General features: G+C 35.8%; 24 protein-coding genes and 1 pseudogene. 7 read left to right on the top strand and 18 right to left on the bottom strand.

Features of this window, described 5'->3' with window-relative positions; genetic code table 11:
• The 7 genes from codB to BUB45_RS06915 all read right to left on the bottom strand — a co-directional run bounded on the left by codB (nucleotide 1) and on the right by BUB45_RS06915 (nucleotide 5359).
• Nucleotides 1–1269 carry a cytosine permease gene (codB, locus tag BUB45_RS06940; RefSeq protein ID WP_073006664.1) on the bottom strand — a complete coding sequence of 423 codons (1269 nt, stop codon included), beginning with the start codon at nucleotides 1267–1269 and terminating at the stop codon, nucleotides 1–3.
• 453 nt (nucleotides 1270–1722) lie between these two features.
• Complete coding sequence (locus BUB45_RS06935; protein WP_073006662.1) at nucleotides 1723–2523, bottom strand: GNAT family N-acetyltransferase; 801 nt, start codon at nucleotides 2521–2523, stop codon at nucleotides 1723–1725.
• Nucleotides 2524–3540: 1017 nt separating this feature from the next.
• The gene (locus BUB45_RS06930; RefSeq protein WP_073006660.1) at nucleotides 3541–3945 is read right to left on the bottom strand and encodes a hypothetical protein; all 405 of its coding nucleotides are present in this window, start codon (nucleotides 3943–3945) and stop codon (nucleotides 3541–3543) included.
• The gene (locus BUB45_RS19790; protein WP_170861722.1) at nucleotides 3917–4084 is read right to left on the bottom strand and encodes a hypothetical protein; all 168 of its coding nucleotides are present in this window, start codon (nucleotides 4082–4084) and stop codon (nucleotides 3917–3919) included. The genes BUB45_RS06930 and BUB45_RS19790 overlap by 29 nt, the downstream gene beginning before the upstream one ends.
• Nucleotides 4081–4392, bottom strand: a complete 312-nt coding sequence (locus BUB45_RS06925) for a hypothetical protein (protein ID WP_073006659.1) — start codon at nucleotides 4390–4392, stop codon at nucleotides 4081–4083. The genes BUB45_RS19790 and BUB45_RS06925 overlap by 4 nt, the downstream gene beginning before the upstream one ends.
• 23 nt (nucleotides 4393–4415) lie before the next feature.
• Complete coding sequence (locus BUB45_RS06920; protein ID WP_073006657.1) at nucleotides 4416–4640, bottom strand: hypothetical protein; 225 nt, start codon at nucleotides 4638–4640, stop codon at nucleotides 4416–4418.
• Entirely contained in the window at nucleotides 4640–5359 is a 720-nt protein-coding gene (locus BUB45_RS06915; protein WP_084723564.1) for a DUF4176 domain-containing protein, read from the bottom strand. The genes BUB45_RS06920 and BUB45_RS06915 overlap by 1 nt, the downstream gene beginning before the upstream one ends.
• A gap of 732 nt (nucleotides 5360–6091) precedes the next feature.
• On the opposite strand from BUB45_RS06915, the gene BUB45_RS06910 reads away from it, so the two are divergent.
• Together BUB45_RS06910 and BUB45_RS06905 are read left to right on the top strand one after the other, a co-directional pair.
• Entirely contained in the window at nucleotides 6092–6469 is a 378-nt protein-coding gene (locus BUB45_RS06910; RefSeq protein WP_073006653.1) for a helix-turn-helix domain-containing protein, read from the top strand.
• 168 nt (nucleotides 6470–6637) lie between these two features.
• On the top strand, nucleotides 6638–6895 hold the full coding sequence (locus BUB45_RS06905; RefSeq protein WP_073006651.1) for a hypothetical protein: 258 nt from the start codon (nucleotides 6638–6640) through the stop codon (nucleotides 6893–6895).
• A 352-nt stretch (nucleotides 6896–7247) separates the two neighbouring features.
• Here the strand turns inward: BUB45_RS06905 and BUB45_RS19785 are convergent, their stop codons facing one another.
• Nucleotides 7248–7400, bottom strand: coding sequence for a hypothetical protein (locus tag BUB45_RS19785; protein WP_170861721.1), 153 nt, complete (start codon nucleotides 7398–7400; stop codon nucleotides 7248–7250).
• A 1-nt stretch (nucleotide 7401) separates the two neighbouring features.
• Nucleotides 7402–7640: pseudogene (locus BUB45_RS20760) on the bottom strand (IS5/IS1182 family transposase); the annotation flags it as partial.
• Nucleotides 7641–7802: 162 nt separating this feature from the next.
• Between BUB45_RS20760 and BUB45_RS06900 the strand changes: the two are divergent.
• The gene (locus BUB45_RS06900) at nucleotides 7803–9125 is read left to right on the top strand and encodes a TcaA 3rd/4th domain-containing protein (RefSeq protein WP_073006650.1); all 1323 of its coding nucleotides are present in this window, start codon (nucleotides 7803–7805) and stop codon (nucleotides 9123–9125) included.
• A gap of 614 nt (nucleotides 9126–9739) precedes the next feature.
• Here BUB45_RS06900 and panC read toward each other — a convergent pair.
• The 3 genes from panC to BUB45_RS06885 all read right to left on the bottom strand — a co-directional run bounded on the left by panC (nucleotide 9740) and on the right by BUB45_RS06885 (nucleotide 13019).
• Complete coding sequence (panC, locus tag BUB45_RS06895) at nucleotides 9740–10588, bottom strand: pantoate--beta-alanine ligase (protein ID WP_073006648.1); 849 nt, start codon at nucleotides 10586–10588, stop codon at nucleotides 9740–9742.
• A 1-nt stretch (nucleotide 10589) separates the two neighbouring features.
• Nucleotides 10590–11426, bottom strand: coding sequence for a 3-methyl-2-oxobutanoate hydroxymethyltransferase (gene panB / locus BUB45_RS06890; RefSeq protein WP_073006646.1), 837 nt, complete (start codon nucleotides 11424–11426; stop codon nucleotides 10590–10592).
• 222 nt (nucleotides 11427–11648) lie between these two features.
• Entirely contained in the window at nucleotides 11649–13019 is a 1371-nt protein-coding gene (locus tag BUB45_RS06885; protein WP_073006644.1) for a sigma-54 interaction domain-containing protein, read from the bottom strand.
• Nucleotides 13020–13383: 364 nt separating this feature from the next.
• Here BUB45_RS06885 and BUB45_RS06880 point away from each other — a divergent pair, with 364 nt between their 5' ends.
• The 3 genes from BUB45_RS06880 to BUB45_RS06870 are packed head-to-tail and all read left to right on the top strand — an operon-like array spanning nucleotide 13384 to nucleotide 16772.
• Nucleotides 13384–14364, top strand: coding sequence for a proline racemase family protein (locus tag BUB45_RS06880; protein WP_084723563.1), 981 nt, complete (start codon nucleotides 13384–13386; stop codon nucleotides 14362–14364).
• A gap of 21 nt (nucleotides 14365–14385) precedes the next feature.
• Nucleotides 14386–15741 carry a branched-chain amino acid transport system II carrier protein gene (gene brnQ / locus BUB45_RS06875; RefSeq protein WP_073006642.1) on the top strand — a complete coding sequence of 452 codons (1356 nt, stop codon included), beginning with the start codon at nucleotides 14386–14388 and terminating at the stop codon, nucleotides 15739–15741.
• A 23-nt stretch (nucleotides 15742–15764) separates the two neighbouring features.
• Entirely contained in the window at nucleotides 15765–16772 is a 1008-nt protein-coding gene (locus BUB45_RS06870) for a proline dehydrogenase family protein (protein WP_073006640.1), read from the top strand.
• 312 nt (nucleotides 16773–17084) lie between these two features.
• Here BUB45_RS06870 and BUB45_RS06865 read toward each other — a convergent pair whose 3' ends face one another.
• The 4 genes from BUB45_RS06865 to BUB45_RS06850 all read right to left on the bottom strand — a co-directional run bounded on the left by BUB45_RS06865 (nucleotide 17085) and on the right by BUB45_RS06850 (nucleotide 20657).
• Nucleotides 17085–18329 carry an HAD-IIA family hydrolase gene (locus BUB45_RS06865; protein WP_073006639.1) on the bottom strand — a complete coding sequence of 415 codons (1245 nt, stop codon included), beginning with the start codon at nucleotides 18327–18329 and terminating at the stop codon, nucleotides 17085–17087.
• A gap of 75 nt (nucleotides 18330–18404) precedes the next feature.
• Complete coding sequence (locus BUB45_RS06860; RefSeq protein ID WP_073006637.1) at nucleotides 18405–19169, bottom strand: class I SAM-dependent methyltransferase; 765 nt, start codon at nucleotides 19167–19169, stop codon at nucleotides 18405–18407.
• A gap of 24 nt (nucleotides 19170–19193) precedes the next feature.
• Complete coding sequence (locus BUB45_RS06855) at nucleotides 19194–20189, bottom strand: thymidylate synthase (RefSeq protein WP_073006635.1); 996 nt, start codon at nucleotides 20187–20189, stop codon at nucleotides 19194–19196.
• Between the two features lie 21 nt (nucleotides 20190–20210).
• The gene (locus tag BUB45_RS06850) at nucleotides 20211–20657 is read right to left on the bottom strand and encodes a nucleoside 2-deoxyribosyltransferase (RefSeq protein WP_073006633.1); all 447 of its coding nucleotides are present in this window, start codon (nucleotides 20655–20657) and stop codon (nucleotides 20211–20213) included.
• A 308-nt stretch (nucleotides 20658–20965) separates the two neighbouring features.
• Between BUB45_RS06850 and BUB45_RS06845 the strand changes: the two genes are divergently transcribed.
• Nucleotides 20966–22681 (top strand): DUF2207 domain-containing protein, encoded by a 1716-nt coding sequence (locus BUB45_RS06845; RefSeq protein WP_073006632.1) that lies wholly within the window; start codon nucleotides 20966–20968, stop codon nucleotides 22679–22681.
• Between the two features lie 305 nt (nucleotides 22682–22986).
• Here the strand turns inward: BUB45_RS06845 and BUB45_RS06840 are convergent, their stop codons facing one another.
• Nucleotides 22987–23967 carry a GNAT family N-acetyltransferase gene (locus BUB45_RS06840; protein ID WP_073006630.1) on the bottom strand — a complete coding sequence of 327 codons (981 nt, stop codon included), beginning with the start codon at nucleotides 23965–23967 and terminating at the stop codon, nucleotides 22987–22989.
• A gap of 206 nt (nucleotides 23968–24173) precedes the next feature.
• Nucleotides 24174–25031, bottom strand: coding sequence for a MurR/RpiR family transcriptional regulator (locus BUB45_RS06835; RefSeq protein ID WP_073006629.1), 858 nt, complete (start codon nucleotides 25029–25031; stop codon nucleotides 24174–24176).
• Between the last annotated feature and the right edge of the window lie 139 nt (nucleotides 25032–25170).

Genomic DNA, 25170 nt, shown 5'->3' with positions numbered 1-25170 from the left:
TTACTGCCCCACCTTTTCTGTATTGGTTAGAATAACTTCTTTTTCCTTTGCACTAGCAACAAGCTTCGTAACAACAACATGGGTAACTGCAGCACCTATTAACGCATTCATTGGTGGGATACCTGGTAATAAAGTTGCTGCAGCAATCCCTGTTCCCCAAGCAAAAAGGGCAATCCAATTGATAGCGGTAAATGTCATTTCATGGAAAGCTCGATAATGGCCGCGGCGAAGAATGAAAAAATCAGCTAACAAAATGGCTCCAATTGGTGGTAAAGCAGAACCGAGAATCGTTAAGAAGCCAACAAAATTGTTGTATAACCACATGGCCCCTAATGTACCAATAATTCCATTAAAAATGACAATTTTATGCTTTGCTATTTTCGTAATGTTAGAAAGTCCAAGCCCTGATGCATACAAGGCATTATCATTCGTTGTCCATATATTTAACCCTAAAACAATAATGGCAGGTAAAATAAGATTTTGCATAAACATAACTTCAGAAATATCTGCTTGCCCCGTTGCCACAGAACCTACAGCTCCAAATAAAAACATGAATGTGTTCCCGATGAAAAAAGCAACCACAGTCGCAACTACTGCCGAACGTTTTTTTCGCGCAAATCTGGTGAAATCAGGTGTTAATGTTCCTGCGCTTATAAAAGAACCAATGCAGATTGTAAGTGCGACAGCCAAACTCATCGTTTCAGCTGGTTCGTATTGCAATAAAACTTGTACTCCACCTAAACTTTCTGTTGCCTTTAATACGGAAGTTCCTCCGAGAAGAGCGATTAGCGGTACCGCAATAAAGCTAATAATAGCCAAAGCCTTCATGCCGAAAAAAGCAGTAAAAGTCATCAATATACCCGCAATACCAATAAGAATATAAATATCAATTCCTGTCACTTTTTGTACAGGTATGGCAAACATCGCTGTTCCAACACCGAACCAACCAATTTGTGTAAAGGCTAGTAAAAAAGAAGCAAGATAAGATCCTTTCTCTCCAAAGGCATAGCGAGCCAGCAAATGTGTAGATAAGCCTGTTTTTGCTGCCATATAAGCTAGTAACCCAGTATATGCTCCAAGAATAAAATTCCCCGTAAGAACAATTGCCATAAACTGTATGAAAGAAAGACCTTGACCTAATTCTCCACCAGACCACATGCTTGCCGAGAAAAAAGTAAGTCCTAGCATAACAACAAGTGTTTTCCAAAAACCATTGCGATAAGATGAAGGTACTGCTGTTAGTGAAAATTCTGTGTCGATGTTTTTCATTCTCTTTTCCTCCTGGTTTGGTACCAAGAACAGAAAGGAACTAAAAAAAGGCTCCCTGTCAATGTGACAAGAAGCCTTTTCCGTTAATAGGTTTAATACAAGCTGTCCCATAAAGGGGTTGTATTGCCACTTGTTCATAACTCTATCAACAGATCCGCTTTCCTTGTCAGCCTCACAGGACTGAATTAAAGGTACCATATTTGATTAGCTTTATTATGACAAAAAGTAGAGACTTCGTCAAGCAAAGCTAGTAACGATTATTTTTGTTCACCTCTCCATACTTCTCCATTTGTTTCTATCACTTGTTTATACCAATGAAAGATTTCTCAATATGAAGCATACTTATAGCATATTAGACCCCTGCAAGAAATAACTACCACACCAAGCCTCCTACATCAGTTTAAAATAAACATTCGAGTAAATCTAACTCAAATAAAATGACGCTTCATCGTCTTATAGCGCTCCACCTTTCGCAAAGTAATAATAATTGATAGTGTCATTAAAACGAAGCAAATCTTTTGCTACAAAGCCATTTGCAAACAAGGATTGAAAAACCTTTCTCGATTGTAAGCGCCACTTTAAAGCAAGTGGGTATTCTTTTTGTTTCAGAGTTTGAAAATTTGCTGGTACAGCAACAAAGTAACCACGCTTTCTACTTTTTTCAATTTGGGACAAAGGCTTCGTCACAAGCGGTTCAGCATCTTGTGAAGATTGCAGAAGTACGTATTCTTCTTTGAGAGATGGGGTACAAGTAGCTCGTTGTTCATTAAAATGCCATTCTACTTGAATACGATCTGTTGGTAATCCGTTGTTTAACTTGCCACCAATATCTCCATAATGATTTTCTTTATATTTCATACCTCTAGCACCAAGTTTATGAAGGTTCAAATAAGCATTGACACTTTCTAAAGGGTCAAACGTCCACGTCATCATCGTATAGCCATGTTCCTTAGCAATTTCAGCTTGGCGAAGCTTCATTTTTACTCCCAATCCTGATTTTCGATATGCAGGTAAAATTCCGAGCATATGCGAGCAAAGATAATTGTCCTTCCCATCAAACCCTGGAAAACTGTAAATAAAACCAACCATTTGTTTTTCCATATAGGCACCAAGTAAAATACCACCATGATTTAATGTTGTATACGTTTGAGGGATTGGAGTTGGTGTAATACTCCATACGGATTTTTCCAATGTTTGCATTTCATATAATTCTTCTAGAGATGTTAGTTGTTTAATAATGACGTTATCGAGCATGCTAGGCAACTCCTCCGCACTTTCATATTCCCACTTATTACTTGTTTATTGCATCAATATTATAATAAAATCATTAACTGCACTATTCATTCAGTAGTAAAATAAGTTTAAAATTTCTTTTATTATAAATACTATCGCCCATAGAAATACTACATTCAACCGGCAAGTACTACTTCCCCCAAAGCAGATTGAATATTGTTTGTTATTTCTGATTAAGGATCAACTTCAAATCATCTTACCATAACTTAGTTAGAACTTAATTTACCACAATACCATTGTTTCATCAATAAGTAACTAGCAGTGTTAAAGAATAACGTTGCAGATAAAAACTGTGCAAGCAAGAATCATAAAAATTCCTATTAGCACAGTTTTTACAATCATTTGATATAAGTGTATAAAGTATTTTTATTTTTATAGTATTTTTTAGAGGAAGCCAATAAAACTTTCAAATTTCATCTATCACATCTGCCTGTCTCCATGTCAATCTTAATATACTTAGATTTTTGTATAATTAGATAGCGAGGAGATAAAAAATTTTAGTAAATTACTAATTTCTTGTATTTAATTAATATTTACAGCAACAACAATATTTTACACTCTCTACTGATTTGGAGGAAAATTATATATGTACGCTAAAAACGTTAAATATTTATTTCTCTGTGTATATATAATTATGATATTTCTTAATGTTACTGTTGGTATTAGGAATGCTTTTTGGGTTTTAATGGGAATGGTTTTTGTTCAGACAATATCGTATGCTATTGCTGAAAAAATTAGACAAGAATAAAAAGCAATAGTGGAATATAAAATTCCAGTTAATGGTTTATAATCTGTATACTTCCTAGGATTTCTATTGCATGTAAATATAAAAAATTTGAAATTTGTATCTTGTCTTGTAATCCCTTAGTAAATGCAACGTTTTATACAATAATTGTTTTAATATATTTATACATTTGCATCATTTCTGTTGCATTCTACCTGCGCCGTGCACATTTAAATATATAACTATATTTATATTTATTTATATAAATCCCATAACTCGTCCATATTACGTTCCAACTTTTTTCTCGTTGCTTCAATACTCGTTTGGATACGCTCCATATGGCGTCTGTTGATCTCACTCGCTTCTTTTTCCGCATCCGTCGGGTCATCAAACATACCGAAAAAAGAAGCAGGTTGCTGATAGCTTTTGTTTAATGCCTTAAACAGATTATTCGTTATACCGCCCTCTATTTGCTTCAAATTCGCCCAAATATCATTACGATCCACCCGCATCATCGTATTTCTTGAAATCGGTGAAATATATCTTGTAGTGTCCGCTACGTAATTTTCAAATAGGGATAAAAGGTCATTAATCTGTGTTTCATAATTAGCAATTTTTTCTTTCGAGCTGTTAATGTTCTGATCCCATGACTTCAGCACTTTTCCCCTCATTTGTTTGCACAAAGGTACTCACTTTATTAAGTGAATCGTCCATTTTTTCTAAAGCACGCTTATATGTCCGAAGTTCACCTATAATATCATCTAAAACCCCATAATTGATTTGTAAGTCACGTTTCACGAACCTTCACCGCCAATGGCTGCTCCAAGCTCCTCGTCAACTTCTTTCATGCCTTTAAGTAGTGCTACACCTGCTTGATGAATTTCTTCCATCTGTTTGACCAAGTCTTGATTGACATCGTTATTCATGTTATCTAATAAACCATCCACTTTGGAGATAAAATCCGAATTAAAGGTTTTAAGCCTGTCCCTCGTATTAGAGCGAAAGTCTGTTGTATACCCTTCAAAATCATCAATCGCTACTCGTAACTCATCAATAATTTTTTGCAGTGCTATAAAGTTCACTTTAATTTGTTGTCCAGATACCACAAAACCCCTCCCTTCATCCAAAACTAGCGAAAATGAATGGATTCGATTTCCGAAATTAATTGTTGAAGTTCATGCACCATCTCGTTCACAATCGCTTCCATATGCTCCTCTACAGATGCATTTTCTAAATCCATATCAGCAAAGTTTTGTTTAATTTCCTTTCGTGCATCTTGCAAATTGTTAATAATCCCTGCATCCCATCCCGCGTACAACAAGCCATGGCAAAAATCGCGATCATATAATGCCATCACACATCACCTACTTTTTGTTTCAAATCCATCTCCTGCTCTAACTGAGCCATATCATGATTGGAAAACTCAATGGAGTTCATGCCTTTTTCAACAATAAATTCTTGTTTCATTAAATATACAAACGCTTCTTCCATCTCATCCTGATACCCACGGTGAATGATTCTTTTTATCAGTGGTGCGGTAAAATTGATTTTCGCACCCGCTTTGATCTCACCAACTGGATATAAAATTCCAACATAGGGAAAATAACTTTGGTAATTTTTTGGACTTACAAACCGCTCTGTAATTACTACTTTGGAAGGAGATGTCGTATTTTTGTCCGGTTTAAAATAAGTAGGATCGAGCTCCACAACCGTTCCAAGTGGCAGTACTTCCCTCATTATTTCTATTGCACTTGTTAAAAGTTGATATAACTTATCATGATGCAAAGTAAACTGCTTATCTATAAACATAACTGTGCAGTAACTTTCTACTTGCTTACATGAAATGATGCCATGGCTCCACGCTACATCTATGTTAGAGTCCTTTTTCTTAACAGCTAAAAATAAATTGTATAACACCTTCTCCTCACGCAAACATAATTGAAAAAATTCCCGAACGTTTTGTTTTAGGTCCAAACCCAAACCGGTGCGCGATGTTTCCAATATTTGATTTACTTTCTTTAAAACAAGTGTGGTTAATTGTTTTTGCATCCTTTCCGTCATAACTATCAACATCTCCTTTCGTTATTGGCAGAAGAAATACCTTGCTCTCCAATCTTAGAAAAACTTGGCTTATCGCAAAGTCCTATCGTGAAAAAACAATTTTGTTGTTTACTATAAACGCCATTTTTTTACTTTCCTATAGTTTAAAAAACGAAACATAATTGCCTGTTAAAAACAGTATCTCTCAGTCTAGTAAAGGCGCGCCCAACATGGGGTCCGTCCCCCAGTCCAAATGGAATGGCCATCTTCTTCTGTTTTAATTTGCTTTATATACGTCATCTTTGCATAGAAAGAACTATCCTAATAGTGTAAAAACACACCTGCAAATGTTTTTATAATTAATGACAACTACTATCCAAGCGGTTACATGTTTATAAAACTGCATTATTCAGCCATTCTATGCTATATCAGTATCATAATGCTAAAATTATCCATTCACAACAAGGCTTTTTTCCTAATTATTCATGGACTTTTCGCCTAGCATTTTTACCATATGTTCTATTTTTCACAACGTATTATTGTAATTAAAAACTATACTGTTGTTTTCATTGAATAAGATCCCTTTTTATAAACGTTTGCACAAAGATAAACTTACCTGAACATCTATTTGCTTCTTCAATAATCTTCTCAACTAACAATTCTTCCTTGTAGAATATACACTTAACCAATTATTAATTGGAAATATAAAAACAATCCCTATATAATTGTATAATTCTGTTAAAACACCTTTAAAGGGGGCTGGCAATGTACAGCTTTAGTGAACGATTAACAGATGTACGAGTAGAAAACGGATACGGTCAAAAAGATATAGCTGAAAAACTAAATATAACTACAAGTGCGTACGGCTATTACGAACAAGGAAAGAATGAGCCTTCCATTGAAACAATGAGAACACTAGCAAAGCTGTTTGACGTATCTACCGATTATTTATTGGGTTTAATTGATCAACCTAAACATCCCGTGAATTTTACTATAGAAGATGACTTCACATTAACTGAATTGGAATTGCAAATCGTAAAAGAAATGAAAGAAAAAGAATTACTAAAACAATTGAGCGATAATCCTACTGAAAACGTGGAAAAACTAGTGAAATTTTGGCGATTTATTAGTGAGGAGTTGTAAAAAATAAGGGAATACATACGATAAGTTTATGAAGGTCTTTCCTACTAGTCCACATAATCATGTTGGTGGAATCTGAAGTGCACTTAAAAACTTCGGGGTTTGCATCTATTTTTAATTGCTTTTTGTTAATAAATGGAATAACATGAGGATACTCATTCAAAGGAGGTGATGATCATAGAAACAGTAGAACATAAACTAGTAAAAAACTGGACTCTTGTAGCACATCCAGATTACCAGTTATACTCAAATGACAGCAATAATTATATCGTAGTTGATCCAGATAATTCTATAGCTCTACATTTCACAATTGATAACATAGAAGTCGATATCAAACATATTACTTGGGAAGTAGCTTTTAAAATAAAAATCGATACAAAAACGATTATAATCACTTCTGAACCTGAAATTTTTGATGAAGATTTATAAATGAAGGCATCTTATTAATGATGCCTTCATTCTTCGTCTTTTTTTCGCTAAACATATAAAGTTTCTTGTCGAGAAGACTAATTTTTTGGTTAGAGCGAATATAGAATTTTTATGCTCAACAAAGGGGGAACGATAGATTTCCCTTTGTTTAATTTGAGTAATGCAAATATTAACTTAACACCTCTTGCCACCCGTGATACTATTTGTTACTTCAAAGATTACATCAAAAAATTCAGGCTAATTATTCTTTTTGAAGTTACTCATGCTTCTCCCTGCCATTAAAAAAGACGTATAACCAGGCATACAGATCTTTTGATTTTGTGTATTTAACAGTTGTATTTACAAATTAGGCTCACTCCGCCCCTTTTCCAAACGTTGATTTCATTCGTGCAACTGGGTCATCTTTGATCCCATCATCCCATTCCAACACTTGGTTCTCTCCTAACAATACCCCTTTCAATTCCTTATAATCCACATCTTGAACAGAAGTATTATTTCCATACACAGGAATTATTACTTTTTATTATTTGATCTCCGTTCATGGCGGTGTACTTTCTCCAGTTTATTGCTAAGAACACAAATCCCAACTCATTTTCTCCTTCGTCTTGGCCTCGTACGGAAAAACTACGAAATTAACCTTCAAAAATACGAAAACTAGCTCTACATCTATTTTACGTTTGCCGTAAATCTCTCCAGCCATTTTATGTAAAAGCTGCTCTCTTATATATTTTTTATTGTTCTCATAATTAAAATGGTAGTCTACTATATATCAAGGAAAATACTTACAAAAATCAACTTGACAACCATCTTAACATTTGGTTAACTTAAGATTATATGAAAATAGGGTCTTTTGAACTAATTCAAATGTACTAAAAATATCAAACTATTACGTAAGGAGATTTTAAGTATGAAGCAACATGTAATAAAGAGGTCGTCTTTTGCATTATTCTTATTTATTTCAATGTTATTATTATCAGGATGTACGCAGTCACCAGAAAAAACACTAGAAAATTTCAAACAGGCAGTCGAAGATCGTGATTACGCTACTTTTTATAAATTAGTAGATAAAGATGAAGATGTTTATTGGACAGAAAAACAAGCACAAAGTATTATTGAGGACTTTCACGATAATCGGGAAGATTATACCTTTCAATTAGAATTACTTCAACAACAAGCAATGGCTTTGAAAGAAAATAATGCTCTAATTAACGAAGAAGGAATGCTTTACTTTAATAAAGATAAGCAATTAAAGATAAGAAAATATGATGTAGCAATCGGACAAGAACTTATAGACGGTGTAGAAAAATTATCTGTCAAAATTGACGGTGATAAAAAAATAAAATTAAATAAAAACGATAAACCAAAATTAGGACTCTTTGGCCCAGGGAAATATAGTTTCGAAGCAACAGCAAAGTATCCTTATTCAAATGTAAAAAATAAAGGTGACTTTGATGTATCAGGGTTCAGTGATTTTAATCAAACTGTTGAATTAGGTTTAGAAGGAAATTATGTTGGTATTGCATCTAATATACCAGACACGAAGCTATTTATTAATGGGAAAGATGCTAACGTAAATATTTCAAGTTTAGAAGGTGGAGAAATGAATAATGAAAGCCTATTCGGTTCTTCCTTACCAGACCATAATTTTGGACCGGTAGCAAAAGGAACTTCTTTACAAGGAGTAGCAAAAATGCCTTGGGGAAAAATAAAGGGTGAGGAAGTTAAAATAACAGCAGATACTAATAGCTACGACTTAACTCCCAAAATATTGCTGGATAAACAAGAACAAAAAAAAGTAACAAAACTAATAAATAATTATCATAAAGATAAAATGACAGCATTGGTTAACTTAGATGATAAACATTTAAAAAATCTATCTAATTCATTTAAAAAGTCAATTTCTAAAGAAATTACACAGGCAAAAGAGAATGAAAGAACTTATGCTGGAAAAGTTTTGGGTACAAGGATTGACTATTCAAAAGCTTTCTATGAAGAAGGAGAAGGCGGAAGACATTATGTAACGATTCCTATTGAATTACATAGAACTTATGTAGAAAGATACTTTTTTAACAAAGACGAAGAAACAACAGAAGAATATGAGAATTTAGAGATTAAATTAGAGTACATCAGTGATGAAGAAAAATGGATTGTTGATAATGAAGAAACTCATTATGCTACTAGCGATGATGACTATATGAAAAGCAAAGAAGTAGTTGAAACCGAGTTCTAATTGAAAGTATGCTGTTCTTACTATATACTTCATAACGTCATTTTAAATAAATAAGCACATATAGATTTAAGTCAATATTCTTCATAAGACCAACCGAATTACAATAATGTTTACGCAACAATAGATCTATGTTTTAAAAGAGGATTTTCTTAAACTTTGCTCAGTCTCCACTTCTATTTTTTAAAAGATAAGAAAACGAAATAGTCACGTCCGGCTTCAGCTTCTATCAACTAGGCGAGTTCAATAAATCGCCCTACGCTAAGTCATCATCGGTTCGTTCCTCAATAGGAAGGCCGAATAAAGACGGGCTTGCCGGAGGGCGCTGCCATACTCCTGTTGCAGAAGCATGCTTTCAAAAACTTTCGTTGTTTCGTTCCAGTCGCTACGTTGCTAAACGGGCGCCCCGAGCCTTTGTTCATAACTTTCAATTGAATAATTAGTTGGTGGGAGCTAGTGTTAAGTTACCACCAGCTTTTTCTATGTCCACTCAAAAACTACATCATCTTCATACATTTAGAGTACTTTGTGAAGAAGCCAAATCGTTAAAATTTAATTTTAACAAAATGATATTCAAGATATGTAACCATTCTACAAAGATAACCAATACCCCATCATTAGTCAACTATAATATTATCAATTAGTCTTGCCGTAAAAAAACGCACTGCAACCGCAATAACCACCTTTCCATTTACTTCAGAGAGGTCTTCTAAATAAGGAAAAGTCAGTATCTCCACATAATCTACTTCTACATTTTCACCTAACTGCTGATCTAAATAATGACGAACTGTTTTGATAATAACGTTTGCGTCTGTCTCTCCTTCGATAATTAGCTTTTTCCCTAATAGCAAACTATTAAATAAAGCAGGCGCTTTTTGTTTATCCTCTCTTGTCAGCTTGACATTCCTTGAGCTTATTGCTAGTCCAGAAGGTTCACGCACTGTATCCACTGGAACAATTTCTACAGGAAAATCAAATTCCTCGACCAAAGCAGTTACAATTGCAAACTGCTGCACATCCTTTAATCCAAAATAAGCGCGGTTAGGCGTCGTAAGATGAAACAGTTTTGTTAGTACAGTAACCACGCCATCAAAATGTCCTGGACGTGTTGCACCACACAACTTATCTGTCTTTTCTGTCACCATCAACTTTATAGACTTCTTATGCTTGTACATGTCATCAACACTAGGCATAAATAATATATCAACACCAGCTTCTTCAGCTAGTTTCTTATCCCGCTTTTCATCTCGAGGATATGTAGTATAGTCCTCACCTTGTCCAAATTGCAGCGGATTAACAAAAATACTCATAATAACGTAATCATTATCTCGTTTTGCTTCTTCCACTAATGCTAAATGCCCCTCATGCAAAAACCCCATAGTCGGAACAAAACCAATGGAATGACCAGCTGTTTTTACTTGTTTTGCCCACAAATACATTTCTTGTTTTAGAGTGATGGTTCTCACGTTATTCCCCCCTCTTTAAGGAAGTTAATTCTTCCTGTTCCATGCTAAATGTATGCTTACTTCCTTTAGGAAAGTGACCTGCCTTTACCTCTCGTACATAATCATTTAATCCATGTAATACTTCACGATTTACATTTGCAAAACTTTTCACAAATTTTGGTACACGGTCGACACCAAATGTTATCACATCATGAAAAACAAGCACTTGTCCATCTGTTTTCAAACCAGCTCCGATTCCAATTACAGGTATACGTAATTGAGAAGTAACTTTTTGCGCAAGCTGGTGCGGAATGCACTCTAATACAAGAGCAAATGCACCTGCTGCTTCACATTGCTGCGCATCTTTCATTAATTCTGTCGCTTGTTCAGCAGTCTTTGCTTGTACCTTGTATCCTCCTAGTACTCCGGCGGACTGCGGTGTTAATCCAAGATGCCCCATTACTGGAACCCCTGCCTTCGTTAACGCTTGAATAATGTCTATTACTTCTCCCCCTCCTTCTAATTTGACTGCATGAGCACCACCTTCTTGCATCATTTTCCCAGCTGTTCGAAGCGCTTCCTCTTTACTAATATGATAAGACATAAAAGGCAAGTCCGTTACAATAAACGTGTCTTGCGCTCCCCGCTTAACCGCCTTTGTATGATGAATCATATCACTTGTCGTAACAGGTACAGTCGAATCATAACCAAGCACGACCATTCCTAATGAATCACCAACCAAAATCATATCGATACCTGCTTTTTCTGCTAACTTTGCTTGTGGGTAATCATAAGCAGTTACCATTGCTATTTTTTCTCCAACTTGTTTCATTTTCAAAAATTCAATGGTAGACTTCATTTTCATTTCTCCTTCCCTAATCATTTTGTGTGTATTGGTCGAAAACTTGTTTTTCATCTGAATTTATAAGGGTACTGTGGTCTTTCATATACTATAATCTAAAGATTCTATACTTGCCAGCAGATAAAAAATAATAACTTGCTTATCAAGCAAATTAAACAAGAACTTCAATGGCCTTCCTACCTTTCCAAAATATACGTATCAAAAGAGACCATACTGCCCTTAACGAGTATTAATTTTAAATTGCTGTATTTTTTTATATAAAGTCACACGTGAGATACCTAGTTTTTTAGCAGCAACTGATTTATTGCCATTATATTTTTCTAGCAACTGTATAATCCTTTCTTTTTCTAGTTCTTCCTTTTCCTGCAATAAAGACATATCAGTTATTCTTTTCTGTTCCACTTTTTTTCTCAGCAAATTAAAATGTTGCGTCAGCTCTTCCCAGTTGATATATCCATTTTCAGCCAATACCGTAATTCTCTCCATAAGATTACGAAGTTCTCGTATATTTCCTGGCCATTTGTAAGCTACAAGTTGCGTTATAACTTCTTCTTTTAATAAAGGGACAGGCATTTGGTATTGGGCTGCAAATTGTTTCAAAAAATAGTTAGCAAGCTCTGGGATATCCTCCGTTCTCTCTCTCAATGATGGCATTTTCACTTGAATAACATCGAGTCGATAATATAGATCCGAACGGAACTTATTTTCATTCATAAGTTTCTCAAGATCTTGATTTGTTGCTGCAATGAACCGCACATTTAACCTTCTTCCCTTTGAATCACCAATTCTAAAAACCCGGTTTTCTTGCAATACTCGAAGAAGCTTCACTTGCATTTTTTTAGGAAGCTCACCAATTTCATCCAGAAATAAAGTACCTCCATCAGCCATTTCTATTTTTCCTGCTCTCCCTTGTTTTTCCGCCCCTGTGAATGTCCCTCTTTCATATCCAAATAACTCACTTTCAAACAGCGCTTCTGGAATAGCCCCACAATTTACAGGTATAAAAGGTCCATCCCTTCGAGCGCTTGCATCGTGAATAGCTTGCGCACATATTTCTTTTCCTGTTCCACTTTCCCCAAGGATAAGCGTTGTGGCATCTGTACTAGCGACTTTTCTAGCAATACGTATGGTTTTTTGTAAAGCTGGACTTCTCCCTTTCATTTTTGAAAAAGGGGTTTCTTCTTTATTCATATATATTTTTCTCTTAAGTTCGTTTAACTCTGTAGAAGTTGATAACAAATTTTCATTTAATCTTACAATGTTAGAAACATCACGATCAATGGACACTACACCAATCAATTCGTTGTTATCGTTGTAAATCGGAGCGGAATTTATTACAACATGCTTATCCTCTCTAGGACGATGATACGCATTTTTAACAGGTTGTTTCGTTTTTAAAACATATAAAAGCAATAAATCTTCGTCTTTAAAAAAATCTGTTATTGGCTTGCCAATGATTTCATCTTGGTGAATCGTATACGTTTGAACTGCAGCATCATTCCAAAATAAAACTTTACAATCAGGTGCAATAACTACTATAGCATCATCTTCTGTTGCAAGAATTGTATTTAATATGTAATTCTTATTCATTTCACCCTACCCCTTTATCAGATAACTGTAAACAATTGTATACTTTTCTTACATTTTTGTAAATAAAGTATACACAAAACAAAATGCAACACCTTATCAAGGTGTATATCAAATAGTTAACTTTTATTTATCCCCTCTATTTTTTAGGTCACTAGCATGTTCTAAAAAATTCTTGCAAAGTCCTCTCTCACCTCTTGTTCAGTACCCATCTCCCAATTACGGAAGCAGTTTATTACTCAGGTTTCATGATTATGAAATCACGCCGTTTAAAGCTGGGTTAGACTAGTGGTACCCATAAAAATTGGCATATTTTTTGCTATATAAACGTCGAAAGCTTTATATTATTGGAAAGGAAGATGACCTGTTGATTAATATCTCAAGCCTCATACAAGCAGTCGATACACATACAGTGGGTGAGCCTACTAGAATTATTTTAAAAGGGATACCTAAATTAGAAACAAATACGATGTGGGAGAAGAAACAAGAGCTAGAAGAGAAATTTGACCATTTAAGAGCAGTTTTAATGAATGAGCCAAGAGGACACTCCAATATGTTTGGCGCATTTATTACCGAACCCTGTAATAAGAATTGTGATCTCGGTGTTGTTTTCGCTAATACGAAAGGCTACTTGAATATGTGTGGTCACGGTACTATCGCTGTAGTTACTGCGGGAATTTCACTTGGTATGATTGAAAAAAAAGAAAAAGTTCTTCTTGATACACCTGCTGGTATTATTTCATGCCATGTAACATTTGAAAACGAAAAAGTAAAACGAGTCTCATTTCAAAACGCCCCTGCTTTTGTGTACAAACGAAACCTTACTGTGAAAATAGAGGAAAACCTAGAATTGAAGCTGGATATTTCCTACGGTGGTAATTTTTTTGCCATATTAGATACTACCCAACTTTCTTTAAACATATCGCTAAATAATGCAGAAAAATTTATTGATTTAGGGATGAAAATAAAAGATGCGGTTAATAAACAGATAACGATTTCACACCCAGATTATCCGCATATAAATACAGTAGATTTAGTAGAATTCAGTGAAAAAGTTGAGGACAATTATTATCGCAATGTCGTTGTATTCGGAAATGGTCAAATCGACCGTTCACCTTGCGGAACTGGCACCTCGGCAAAACTTGCTTTACTTGATTTCCCAGTTGGCGAGCAAATGAAACACGAAAGTATAATTGGTACTTCCTTTTCTGCGAGCGTTATAAAACAAACAAAAGTCGGTCATTTTAATGCTATTATTCCACAGGTATCTGGTTCTGCATGGATAACAGGATTCCATCAATTTGTAATTGACCAAGATGACCCCTTTAAGCACGGATTTTCGGTATAGTTATACAAAAAGGAGTTTAATATGAACACAAAATTGACAGCGCTTCAATTATTAGCAGTTAGCTTTATGCTGTTTGCAATGTTTCTTGGTGCGGGAAATATTATTTTTTCCCCTATAGTTGGGCAACAAGCTGGCAGTAATGCATGGGTTCCCATGTTTGGATTTTTAATAACAGGAGTAGGACTTGTTCTCTTAGCGATTATTGCGCTAGCAATGGCTGGTGGAAGAGTGGAAACTCTAGCTGAACGAGTCCACCCGAGGTTCAGCTTCTACTTTTGTATTTTATTATTTTTAACCTTGGGACCATTTTATGTTATACCGCGTACCACATCCGTAGTATACGAGATTTCTATACGTCCTAATTTATCAATGGTTAATATGGAAGCAAACGTTATTTTATTTGGATTTTCATTTCTATTTATAACAATAACAGCTATTCTCTCTCTTAATCCTAATAAGTTTGTTGACCGACTAGGAAAAGTCATTACTCCTATATTCTCCATTCTACTTCTTATTATTGTAATAAAATCGATTATTACACCAATGGGAGTAATACAACAACCACAACAGGTCTATATAGAGGGTGCATTTCTTAAAGGATTTACAGAAGGTTATCTTACAATGGACGTGCTAGCAGCGTTTGTTTTTGGAGGCGTTTTCATGAAAACGCTAAAGGGTTTAGGTGTAGTAAATCCAAAACAAACTGCACGTATCTTTATTAAGTCTGGTTTCATTACTGTTGTTGGCTTATCCCTTTTACATATTTCACTTGCATGGCTTGGAGCGACAAGTATTGAAGCAATTGGAATCTTAGATAATGGTGGAGTCGTTCTTGCTGAAGCTTCCCGATACTTACTTGGTAACACTGGTCTATTGATGATTGGGACAATCGTTATTCTGACTGGGTTAACGACAAATATCGCATGCTTATCGGCCGCTGCTGAATTTTTTGAACGCGTATGCCCAAAGATCCGTTATAAGAATTGGATATGCATGCATGCTTGCTTGGGTTTAATAGTTACAAATTTTGGATTAAACCAAATCTTAAACATGGCAACGCCTGTACTATTCTTTCTATACCCTATGGCCATAACACTTATTATATTAGCGCTAATGAATAACTGGTTTAAAGGATATCAACCTGTATATATTGGTTCAATGATAGGCGCAGGTAGCATTGCTATCATGGATGCCATTAAACAAACGGGACTTGTCACGGAACATATTTTAAATGATTTTTTTTCATTCCTTCCTTTATTTTCAAACGGAGGAGGCTGGATACTACCAGCATTTATTGGAGGAGTCGTTGGTTATCTATTTTCTATATATAGCCGAACAGACAAACGTAAATATAATCTCAAGGGAAAAGCTATCTAATTTTATTGTAAAGGGGTTTAAACATGGTAAACATGGTGCGAAATTTTTTCATCCATCTCTCTAATAACGTATTCTTAAATAAGCAAGCGAAAAAGTGGGGCTTTTTCCTTGGAGCAGATAAATTTATAGCCGGAACTACTATACAAAATGTTTCAAAAGCGGTTAAACAGCTGAATACAACTGGAATAAGTTGTACACTAGATAATTTAGGGGAATTTGTATTAGATAAGACAGAAGCTAACAAAGCAAAGGAGAAAATTTTATCATTGCTGGAAGCCATTGAACAAGAAAACATGGATTGCCATTTATCCGTTAAATTAACACAACTTGGGTTAGATATTGACCAAGACTACTGTATTTCAAATATGATAGAAATTCTTGATCTCGCAAAAAAATATAACATTTTTGTCAATATTGATATGGAAGATTACGCCCATTATGAGCAGACATTAACGATTCTGAAATATCTACGTAAAAATTATACAAATGTAGGTACGGTTATCCAAGCTTATTTATATCGGTCAGAAGATGATTTAATGGACCTTAAAGATGTACGTATACGTTTGGTAAAAGGCGCTTACAAGGAAGATGCAAAAGTAGCTTTTCAAAACCAACAAGAAATAGACGATAACTTTTTGCGACTTTGCAAAAAAAGACTTTTAGATGGGGCGTTTACCTCATTCGCTACACATGATCATCACATTATTGATGAATTAAAAAATTTTGTTAAAGAGAATAATTTGGATCAAGACCATTTTGAGTTTCAAATGCTTTATGGATTTCGAAACGATTTACAGTCTAAACTCGCTAAAGAAGGCTATCATTTTTGTACTTACATTCCATTTGGTGATGACTGGTTTGGGTATTTTATGCGCCGCCTAGCAGAACGTCCGCAAAACTTGAATTTGGTTATAAAAGATGCCTTTTACACAGATAATAACCGATTAAAAAAAAGGCCCGTGATTACAAGTCTTTTCATTGTATGCTTTGCGACGATTTGCTGTATAAAGGCAAGAAGGAGAAAATCATAAACAACAAAATGATTATGTAATAAAGTAAAACGTCATTCAGCAGGAAATTAATTCTATCTCCCACTGAATGACGTCATCATTTTGCCCCTACTGTCATTTTCGTATATTACTCTTCTATAAAATAGATTTTCTAACAAGCACTATGCAAAATTGCTTCAAGACTCTTACAACGAATATTATTACTTCGTTCCACAAAACAGACGAAGCATCTCTCCTAAAAAGGGGCACTTCGTCTGTTGATTCTTTCCATATAACGACATTCTGTTTCTTTTTTGGAAAAGCTGGTTTAGAAAACGCACTTATGAGCTAAAACTACCGAATATAAGAAACATTTTGCTTTACGATCGCATCTTTGAGCCACTTTGGATGCATAGGAAGGAGGTCATCTGGTAGCTGGTTTATATCAAAGTAACGCACATCTAATGTTTCATCATTTTTCCCAACGACATTTCCCCCAATTACTTCACATGCAAAACAATTGGTTACGAAATGACTTACGTTTCCATTCGGATAAGAAAAAACTTGCGACTCTGGATCAGAGTAAACGCCTATTAATCGGTTTACTTTGACATCCAAGCCTGTTTCTTCACGAATCTCTCTAATAATCGCTTCCTCCACTGTTTCTCCCGGCTCAACATGTCCAGACGGTATCCCCCATAATCCATTATCTGCTCGTTTCATTAATAACACACGCTGATCACGATCAAATATGATTCCTGCTACGCCAGCTTTAATTGCTTCAGGCCATGCAAAAGCTGGCTGCGTCCAGTTTTTCATGACGATACTTTGGTCAAAAAGCGCTTTTAAGTTCGGTACCGTAACATCTGGATTACGAAAGTCCCTTGCTGATGGAAATGCCTTCACCTGCTTTTCAGATACTAAAACAGCTGGTATTCCGGCTTGATGTGCACCCAATATATCTGTAGATGGATTATCACCGATCATCACTGCTTTTGCAGTAGCTTCCACATTCTCAAGCGCTTTTTCAAACATATACGGGTAAGGTTTCCCGACAATAACTGGTCTTTGATCTGTTGATGCATAAAGCGCTTCTACAATTGCTCCAACGGCTGGCAAAGGTCCATTTGGTGTAGGGAATGTTTTATCTGGGTTCGTTGCCACAAATTTTGCTCCTTGATGAATACATGCTGCAGCATGTTGAAGATCATAAAAAGAGAGGTCATTGCTCCATCCGACAACGACAGCGTCTACATCTGTTTCTGCTTCTATATCCATGCCAACTTGCTTGCATTCCCATTTTAAATGTTCATCGCCTAAAATAAATGCAGTATGAATGCTTTCCCTTTGTAAATATTGTGCGGTTAACCAAGAGGAGGTAATCACTTCCTCTTTAGTTACTTCTATGCCAAGACGCGATAATTTCTCCACCGTTTTTTCTCTTGTTGTACATGGATCATTCGTTAAAAACCGAATCTCCTTATTCGCCTGCCGAAGTCGGTGAATTGATTCCACTGCCCCGTAAAGAGGTTCATCCCCAATATAAACAACCCCATCCAAATCAAACAAAAATCTATTAAACTCATCAACTATCGCCATTATTTCCTCTCCTTAGAATCGGTAATAGAACTTAGTTATTACCCATTCTAATAGAAAAGCGACATAATTTCACTACTATTTCGCTGGTTTCATCGATTTATATATAACAAACGGAGGATATTTCCATTCTTGTTTAAAATGGTGAAAAGGATGCTTTTCTTGGATCATTTTTAATTCTGCTTCAGGAATATCTTTTAACGTTGGCTCTATAACTTCTATTTCTTGAAAACCGGCTTCTGTTAAAAGCTCCTCATAGACAGACTTCGGCCAGTGAAAATCATGCAATACCAGATCATCTTGCTGGTCTAAATGTAACCATTCTTGCCGCGCTTCACCGCTCCTATATGTTTTTCCCTTCCTTCCATTTTGAAACGTAGAAAACTCAACCCCCGTAGAATCCGGGTTCGTATCTAAGATAACAAAAGAAGCTTGAGGAGTTAAAACGCGATAAACCTCCTTCATAATTGTTAAAATTTGTTCTTTTTTCTCCGTATTAATAAATACATAACATGCCATAGCTGCATCTACTGAATTATCTTGCAGAAAAGAAAGATGATCATTATTTATTAAATGATATTTTATATTTGGATGGCTCCGTTTTTCCGATGCAATGTTCATCATCTCTTTGGACTCATCTACAGCGTAAACATTTACTCCCATTTTTTCCGCTAATCGATACGACACCTTTCCCGGACCGCAACCATAATCAAGTACACTTGCTACCTTGGGATTTAATTGTAATATTTCAAAAACAAACCGAAAACCTAATATTTGTTCCAATATGTCATTATAAGCTTCAAACTTATTCGCGATATCACTTTTCTTAAATGACGTTTTCATACGCTACCTCGCTATCTATTTAATTTACTTGCTTTGTAGTATAGGCCATTTGTTAACTACTAAATGCTGGTATACTGGCCACAACTGATGATAAAGGGAATCATCCATTGGCCTTTGATAAGCTATATATTGATACAAACTAAAAAGTAACACAACTTGCTTCCAATATTCTGGTAAATCAAGCTGTTCAATTTCAATGGCAGTCATGCTTATTTGGTCATTTCTTAACAAGGCTTCATATTTTAACACCATTTCTATGAAAGGCCAGTTATTACCGCTTGGCATACGCGGAAATTCAAACATCGCCTTTTTATGCTTGGATACAGAACTCGCTTCAGCAAGCACCCTCTCCGTCCAATAATCATCTGGCTGATAAATATGAATAGATCCAACATGATGAAAGAATTCTCCTATTTCTAAATCAAGTTCTCTTGCCATTAATTCTTGCATCCAAGTAAAGGAAAAAACATCACTAACCATGCCGCGAAATGCATCATTTGCGCGCATAAACGAAGCCATATACAATTTGCCCTCTCTTACGAAAAACTGCAATCCTAAAGTACAAGAGATGTCCAAATTATTGGCTATTACTAGTTCTGTTGCATCAAATATCTGAATAAATGCTCGTTTGGAATCAGGGTCGTTATTCATTAATAAATCTTTAATTTGGTTCCATTGATTTATTTTCGCATTGCCAAACTCAAAAATTTTTGGACCATATGCTGTTCCTGTCAATGATTTTCCATTCATAGAATACGCACGCATTTTCTTGTTATAATAACCGATAAACGCCAAGCTGTTATCACCTGATGCGTACCATAAAGCTTCAGCAAAATTAAATACTATATTTGTTTTTCTGCTAGACAAGTAGCAGATTCTTTCTATCGGATTTTCAATAGTCAAGTGATAACTTAGTTTCTCACGGCTTTTATTTCCACGCGGCGCATTATAAAACTGTGGCTCATTATATACCGTGTCAAGCGTTTCAATATACGCCTCATGGAAGTTGTTAAATCGCATGTATGTCATCCTCCAGTTAAATTATAAGTTCATTTCTTCTAGTTTGGTTAAATAGTCTGCTTCTTCTTGATAATACATATAAGTAACAGGAGCCATAGATTCTAAACCTTGAATTAAAAACGCATAGTCTTTACCTTCTTCTAATAACAAAATAATTGGTTTTTGTAATGCGGATGCCCAGCCAATTTCAATATGGGTACCTGGAGAAGGTGGAGATCCAGGAAAGGCGACAAATAGATCACAAGCGCTTATTTCTGCAAAATCAATTGCTGTACATTCATGAGGCGTCATAAAATCTTTTCCCCACCCCTCACGTTTGTGCGCATTATGAACAGCAAAGCCTTTATCCTCAAAATAAGAGATAAGCTGCATTAGCTTTTGCTTTTCATAATGATCCATTACTCCCGTTTTTCGGTTTACAAGACTTTTAAATGGACCTGCAAGAAATAGTTTTTTGTGTTGACTCATTTACTCACTCCTTAAAAATAAATAGGAACCATGGATACATGTAATGTGGTATACTATTTTCCTTTCTTTATGAAGTCTGTACTGCTTTTTCCTAAGTAGGTTGACTAAATTATTGTTAAATCATTGAAATAATGATACTTCCTACTACTTAAGTAAAAAACAGTCTATACATGGCTATGTTGTTTTGTTGTTTCATAGAACACTATTTTTTGAAACCTATGTAGTGAGTTCGCTTTTCCCATGTTTCCTTCACTCGTTTGAAACTTTTTACAGCAATGAATCGTACTGAAACAGAAGGAGGAAAAACGATGCAAAAAAAACTCGGCCTAGTATTTGGTATTATCCTATTCTTATGTTTGATTCCCAACACCGTTTTTGCTGTTGATTTTTCCATTAATCAAAGCAACGTGGATGCCTATTTACAGAAAGATGGGGAAGTTCATGTAAACGAGCAGCATACATATCAGTTTGACGGCGAATTTAATGGCATGACTCGCACCCTAATTCCTTCAGAGAATGCATCTATTCATAACGTAACTGCAACAGAAGCTGGAGAAGATTTAAAGGTAAAGCAAGAAGAGAATGTTTATAAGATTTATCGAAGTGGTAAGAACGAAACCGTTACGATTCAACTGTCCTATATCATTAAAAATGGCTTACAAGCTTATTCTGATCTGGTTGTATTTTCTTGGTCATTTTTTGATAGTGAAAGTGAAACCGATTATGAGCAGTTCGATGCATTTATCCACCCACCGCAAAAAACAGAAAATAGCGTTGCCTACGGTGAAGATGAAGCTTTTAAAACAGAAAAACAAAAAGAGGATGGTACGATTCATTTTGCCATGGGGTATGTGGATTCTTATGAAAATGGAGCTATTACTGTTGGTTATGATCGGTCTCTTTTTCCAAAGGTTCCCCTTACGGAAGAAAAGCCTATACGCGAGGAATTGCTTGCAACGAAACAAGCATTGCTCGATAAAGAACAAGCATTTCTAAACAGAAAATCAACGTTAAAAGAAATATCACCTTATGCGATAAGTATTTTTAGCTTTCTTAGCTTGTTCCTATTGTTTGTTGCCTGGAGGAAAAAGCAAGTACGAGAATTAGAATTAGCGCGTTTGTCAGAATCTGTACACTTTTTACCGAAACAAGAAATGAGTTTACCAGCAACGGTCGCTTATATGAAGCATGGCAAAGTCGGTTCTACAGTAATGACTGCTGCTTTACTTGATTTAGAACGAAAAGGATTCATTCAACGAGATAACGATGATTTGCACAAGTTTACTGTGATCCATGAACAAACAGATCATGAGCATGAGAAAATACTGATTGACTTGTTGTTTTATACAGTTGGAAATAATGGGGTATTTTGCACAAACGATGTAAAGGCATTTACGGAAAATACAGCAAATCAAGACATATATCAAAAAGAACTTTACCGCTATTATTATACTGTAAAGAAGGAAATCAAAGAGCATCATCTCGTTGATAAAAAAACGGGCACTCGTATAACGGCAGGTGTATTAAGCTTTCTGATCGCACCATTCATTATCGTCTTTGCCATTCACGAACTATACGCTAGTACAGCGATGACGGGCTTCCTATTTGTTTTTCTTGCTTTATTTGCTATCCTTTATCGACCACGAACGTTAAAGGGAGCACGAATTTATAAACAGTGGAAAGAATTTGAAGAAAAAAACATACAGCCTGAAAGTACTTTTGTAGAGCATCTTACTGACGATGAGCAGAAACGTGGTTTGATTTATGGGGTAGGAGTTAACCGCACACCAATCCATACTAAGTGGACGACTTCTAACAAGCAGCTATTGCATCATTCCACATCAGGTGAAGGCAGCTCGGATGATTATACGGATGTCATGATGCTTATACTCGCTACCACTGCTATTAACACACAATTTCACAACGCACAGGCAACTGTAACTGCAGACACCACGAGTGCTTCCATCGGTGCAGGAAGCGGTACTGGAGCTGGCGGAAGTGGCGGAGGATCAGGCGCATTTTAACCACTTTCTATATTAAAAGAACTTGGCTTATCATTACGCCTTTATGGGGATGAAACGTTCATTGCTTATACGGTATTCCTCAAAAAATCTATACGTTCTTATAGGGCGTAATAACAAATGACGAGAGCACTCCATACTTTCGTCATTTGTTATTTAGGTAGAAACAGACCTACGTGATGACAAACATTACCTAAAAACAACCATTATACCTTCACTAAATGCGCTCTAATTAAATGATTCCGAAACTTGTATAACAGCACCAAATATATGCTTTACGTCCATTTCTTTTTGCAGAACATCTAAAACTATTTATCTGATGAATCGCTTCCTGATTCCAATGACTTTTTAAATGAGGTATAGCTTTTCCAAACCTCATAACCTAGCTTTTTATAAAAATTGACTAGTCCCGTCCAATCAATAACAATCTTTTGTATGCCCCGTTTTCGCAGTTCAGCAATTCCCGCTTCCACTACTGCCAAACCATAGCCTTGCCCACGTTCTAAAACATCGATACCTAATGGCCCTACGCCACCAAGTGCCGCTTCAAATAACGGAGCCCAATAGACGTTTTGCGCAATAATGGGTGAATTGGCATCGTTAATTCGACAAAATCCAATGAGTCGTCCACGTTTTCTCATGACGACAAATTCACGACCTGCTCCGCCAAGTGCAAAATACTTTATTGCTTCATATTCCCATCTGCCTGGAAAACAACGATGTAAAAAAGCTAAAAATTCCTCCTTTTCCTCTCTATGAAGTACAGAAAAATCAATCTCTGGAAAGTTAGGCTTTGTAACTGCAGTGGTCTGATTGTACGTTTTTAATAGATCATGCTCCGTCCCATATGCTTCATACCCTCTTGCCAAAAACCACCGTTTTGTTTGTTCATTATGGATTGGAATACCCGGAAAATAATGCCAAGGGTCACGCCCTAGCAAAATTTGTTGTTTCCCTTGCTGGCGTAAAACTCCTTCTCCATGTGCTAGCAACTTTGTCCCAATCCCTTTATTTCTATATCGATGATCTACGAGAAGCACTTGAATCCAACCTGTTGTTTTAGATATTTGTACGGGGAGCTTTTCCTGCCACACTTTCACAATAAGGAAACCGATAACATCATTGTCATTATTTAAAACAATCAATGAACTATCACGACACACATTTTTATCTAGAACGCTATTTTGTTTAAAAAGGGAATCACGCATCGGGAATGCAAGCCCTAACTCCCGATTCCACAGATTTACCAACCTTTCAACATACACTTCGTCCCAAGCTACTGTTTTCATCTCATCAGCTTCTTTCTCGATTAATGGTAATTCTCTACAAATGCAACCGCATCAATGGCGACATTTTTTACTTTAAGACGGTGAAAACAGCCCCAACGACAGGATCCACTTTTTAAAAGACTAGCTGTACATCCCTTTCCTGTAGTAAAATGAAAGGATTAACCCTTCATGAGCTAACCCTCCATCTACCATTCAAATTTATATTTTCACCATTGCCATTTAAGGAAATCAACCGCATCCCTCGTTGCCCCTAAATGCTTGACACTATCCTCATATTGTAACGAAGCAACACACATAAAGAGTATATCAATAACTTGCAATTGGGCAACCCTAGAAGATGTAGCTCCGCTTCGAAATGTCGGTTCATTTGTCGCTGACGTATATAAATTGATCTTCGCTTGATCGCCTACATTCGAACTTCCATACTTGGTTAAACTAATCGTCGTAGCTTGATTTTCGTTTGCTAATTGTAATATTTTCGTGATCTCTTGCGTTTCCCCTGAAAAAGAAATACCTACCACCACATCGTCCGCTGAAGTATTTGCCACGAGCGTTGCAGCCATATGCATATCTTTAAAAGCATATACTGTTTTATCAATGCGTAAAAATTTATGCTGGGCATCTTCTGCAGCAATACTGGAAGCACCTACCCCGATAAAATGGATCTGCCTAGCTTCTCTCAATGCATCGACTGCCTTTTTGAGCTCCTCTGTATTCAATAAATCAGCTGTTTCCCTAATCGTTTGAATGGAGTTATCGGTCATTTTTTTAATAATAGAACTTGTTGATTCATTCGGTTGGATATCTTGGTAGCCTACATGATCATCCGGCTTTTGTAAATCACCAGCAATTCTTAATTTCAAATCCTGAAATCCTTTCAAATGAAGCGATTTGCATAAACGTATGACTGCTGCCCCACTCGTAGAACTCCGCTTTCCTAATTCATTTGCAGTTAGCGAAATCGATTCATGCGGATGATCTAAAATATAAGCTGCAATCTTTTTTTCAGAAGGAGGTAATTTCTCCAACATCTCCGTTAGTATAATTAAACCACCATTTGTCATACCATCAACTCACTTTGTATTTTATTTCTTTTTTCACTATAGAAGTTTTACCGTCCAAGCTAAACGACGTCGATAAACCAAGGTTTTTCTAACATACGTTCTATAAACAGAGACTACATTATAATAGAAAGCAAATTTG

Source organism: Virgibacillus chiguensis (genome assembly GCF_900129865.1).
GTDB classification, from domain to species: domain Bacteria; phylum Bacillota; class Bacilli; order Bacillales; family Amphibacillaceae; genus Virgibacillus; species Virgibacillus chiguensis.
Note: the sequence above shows the minus strand (reverse complement) of the source record. Positions and strands in the feature narration are given on the sequence as shown.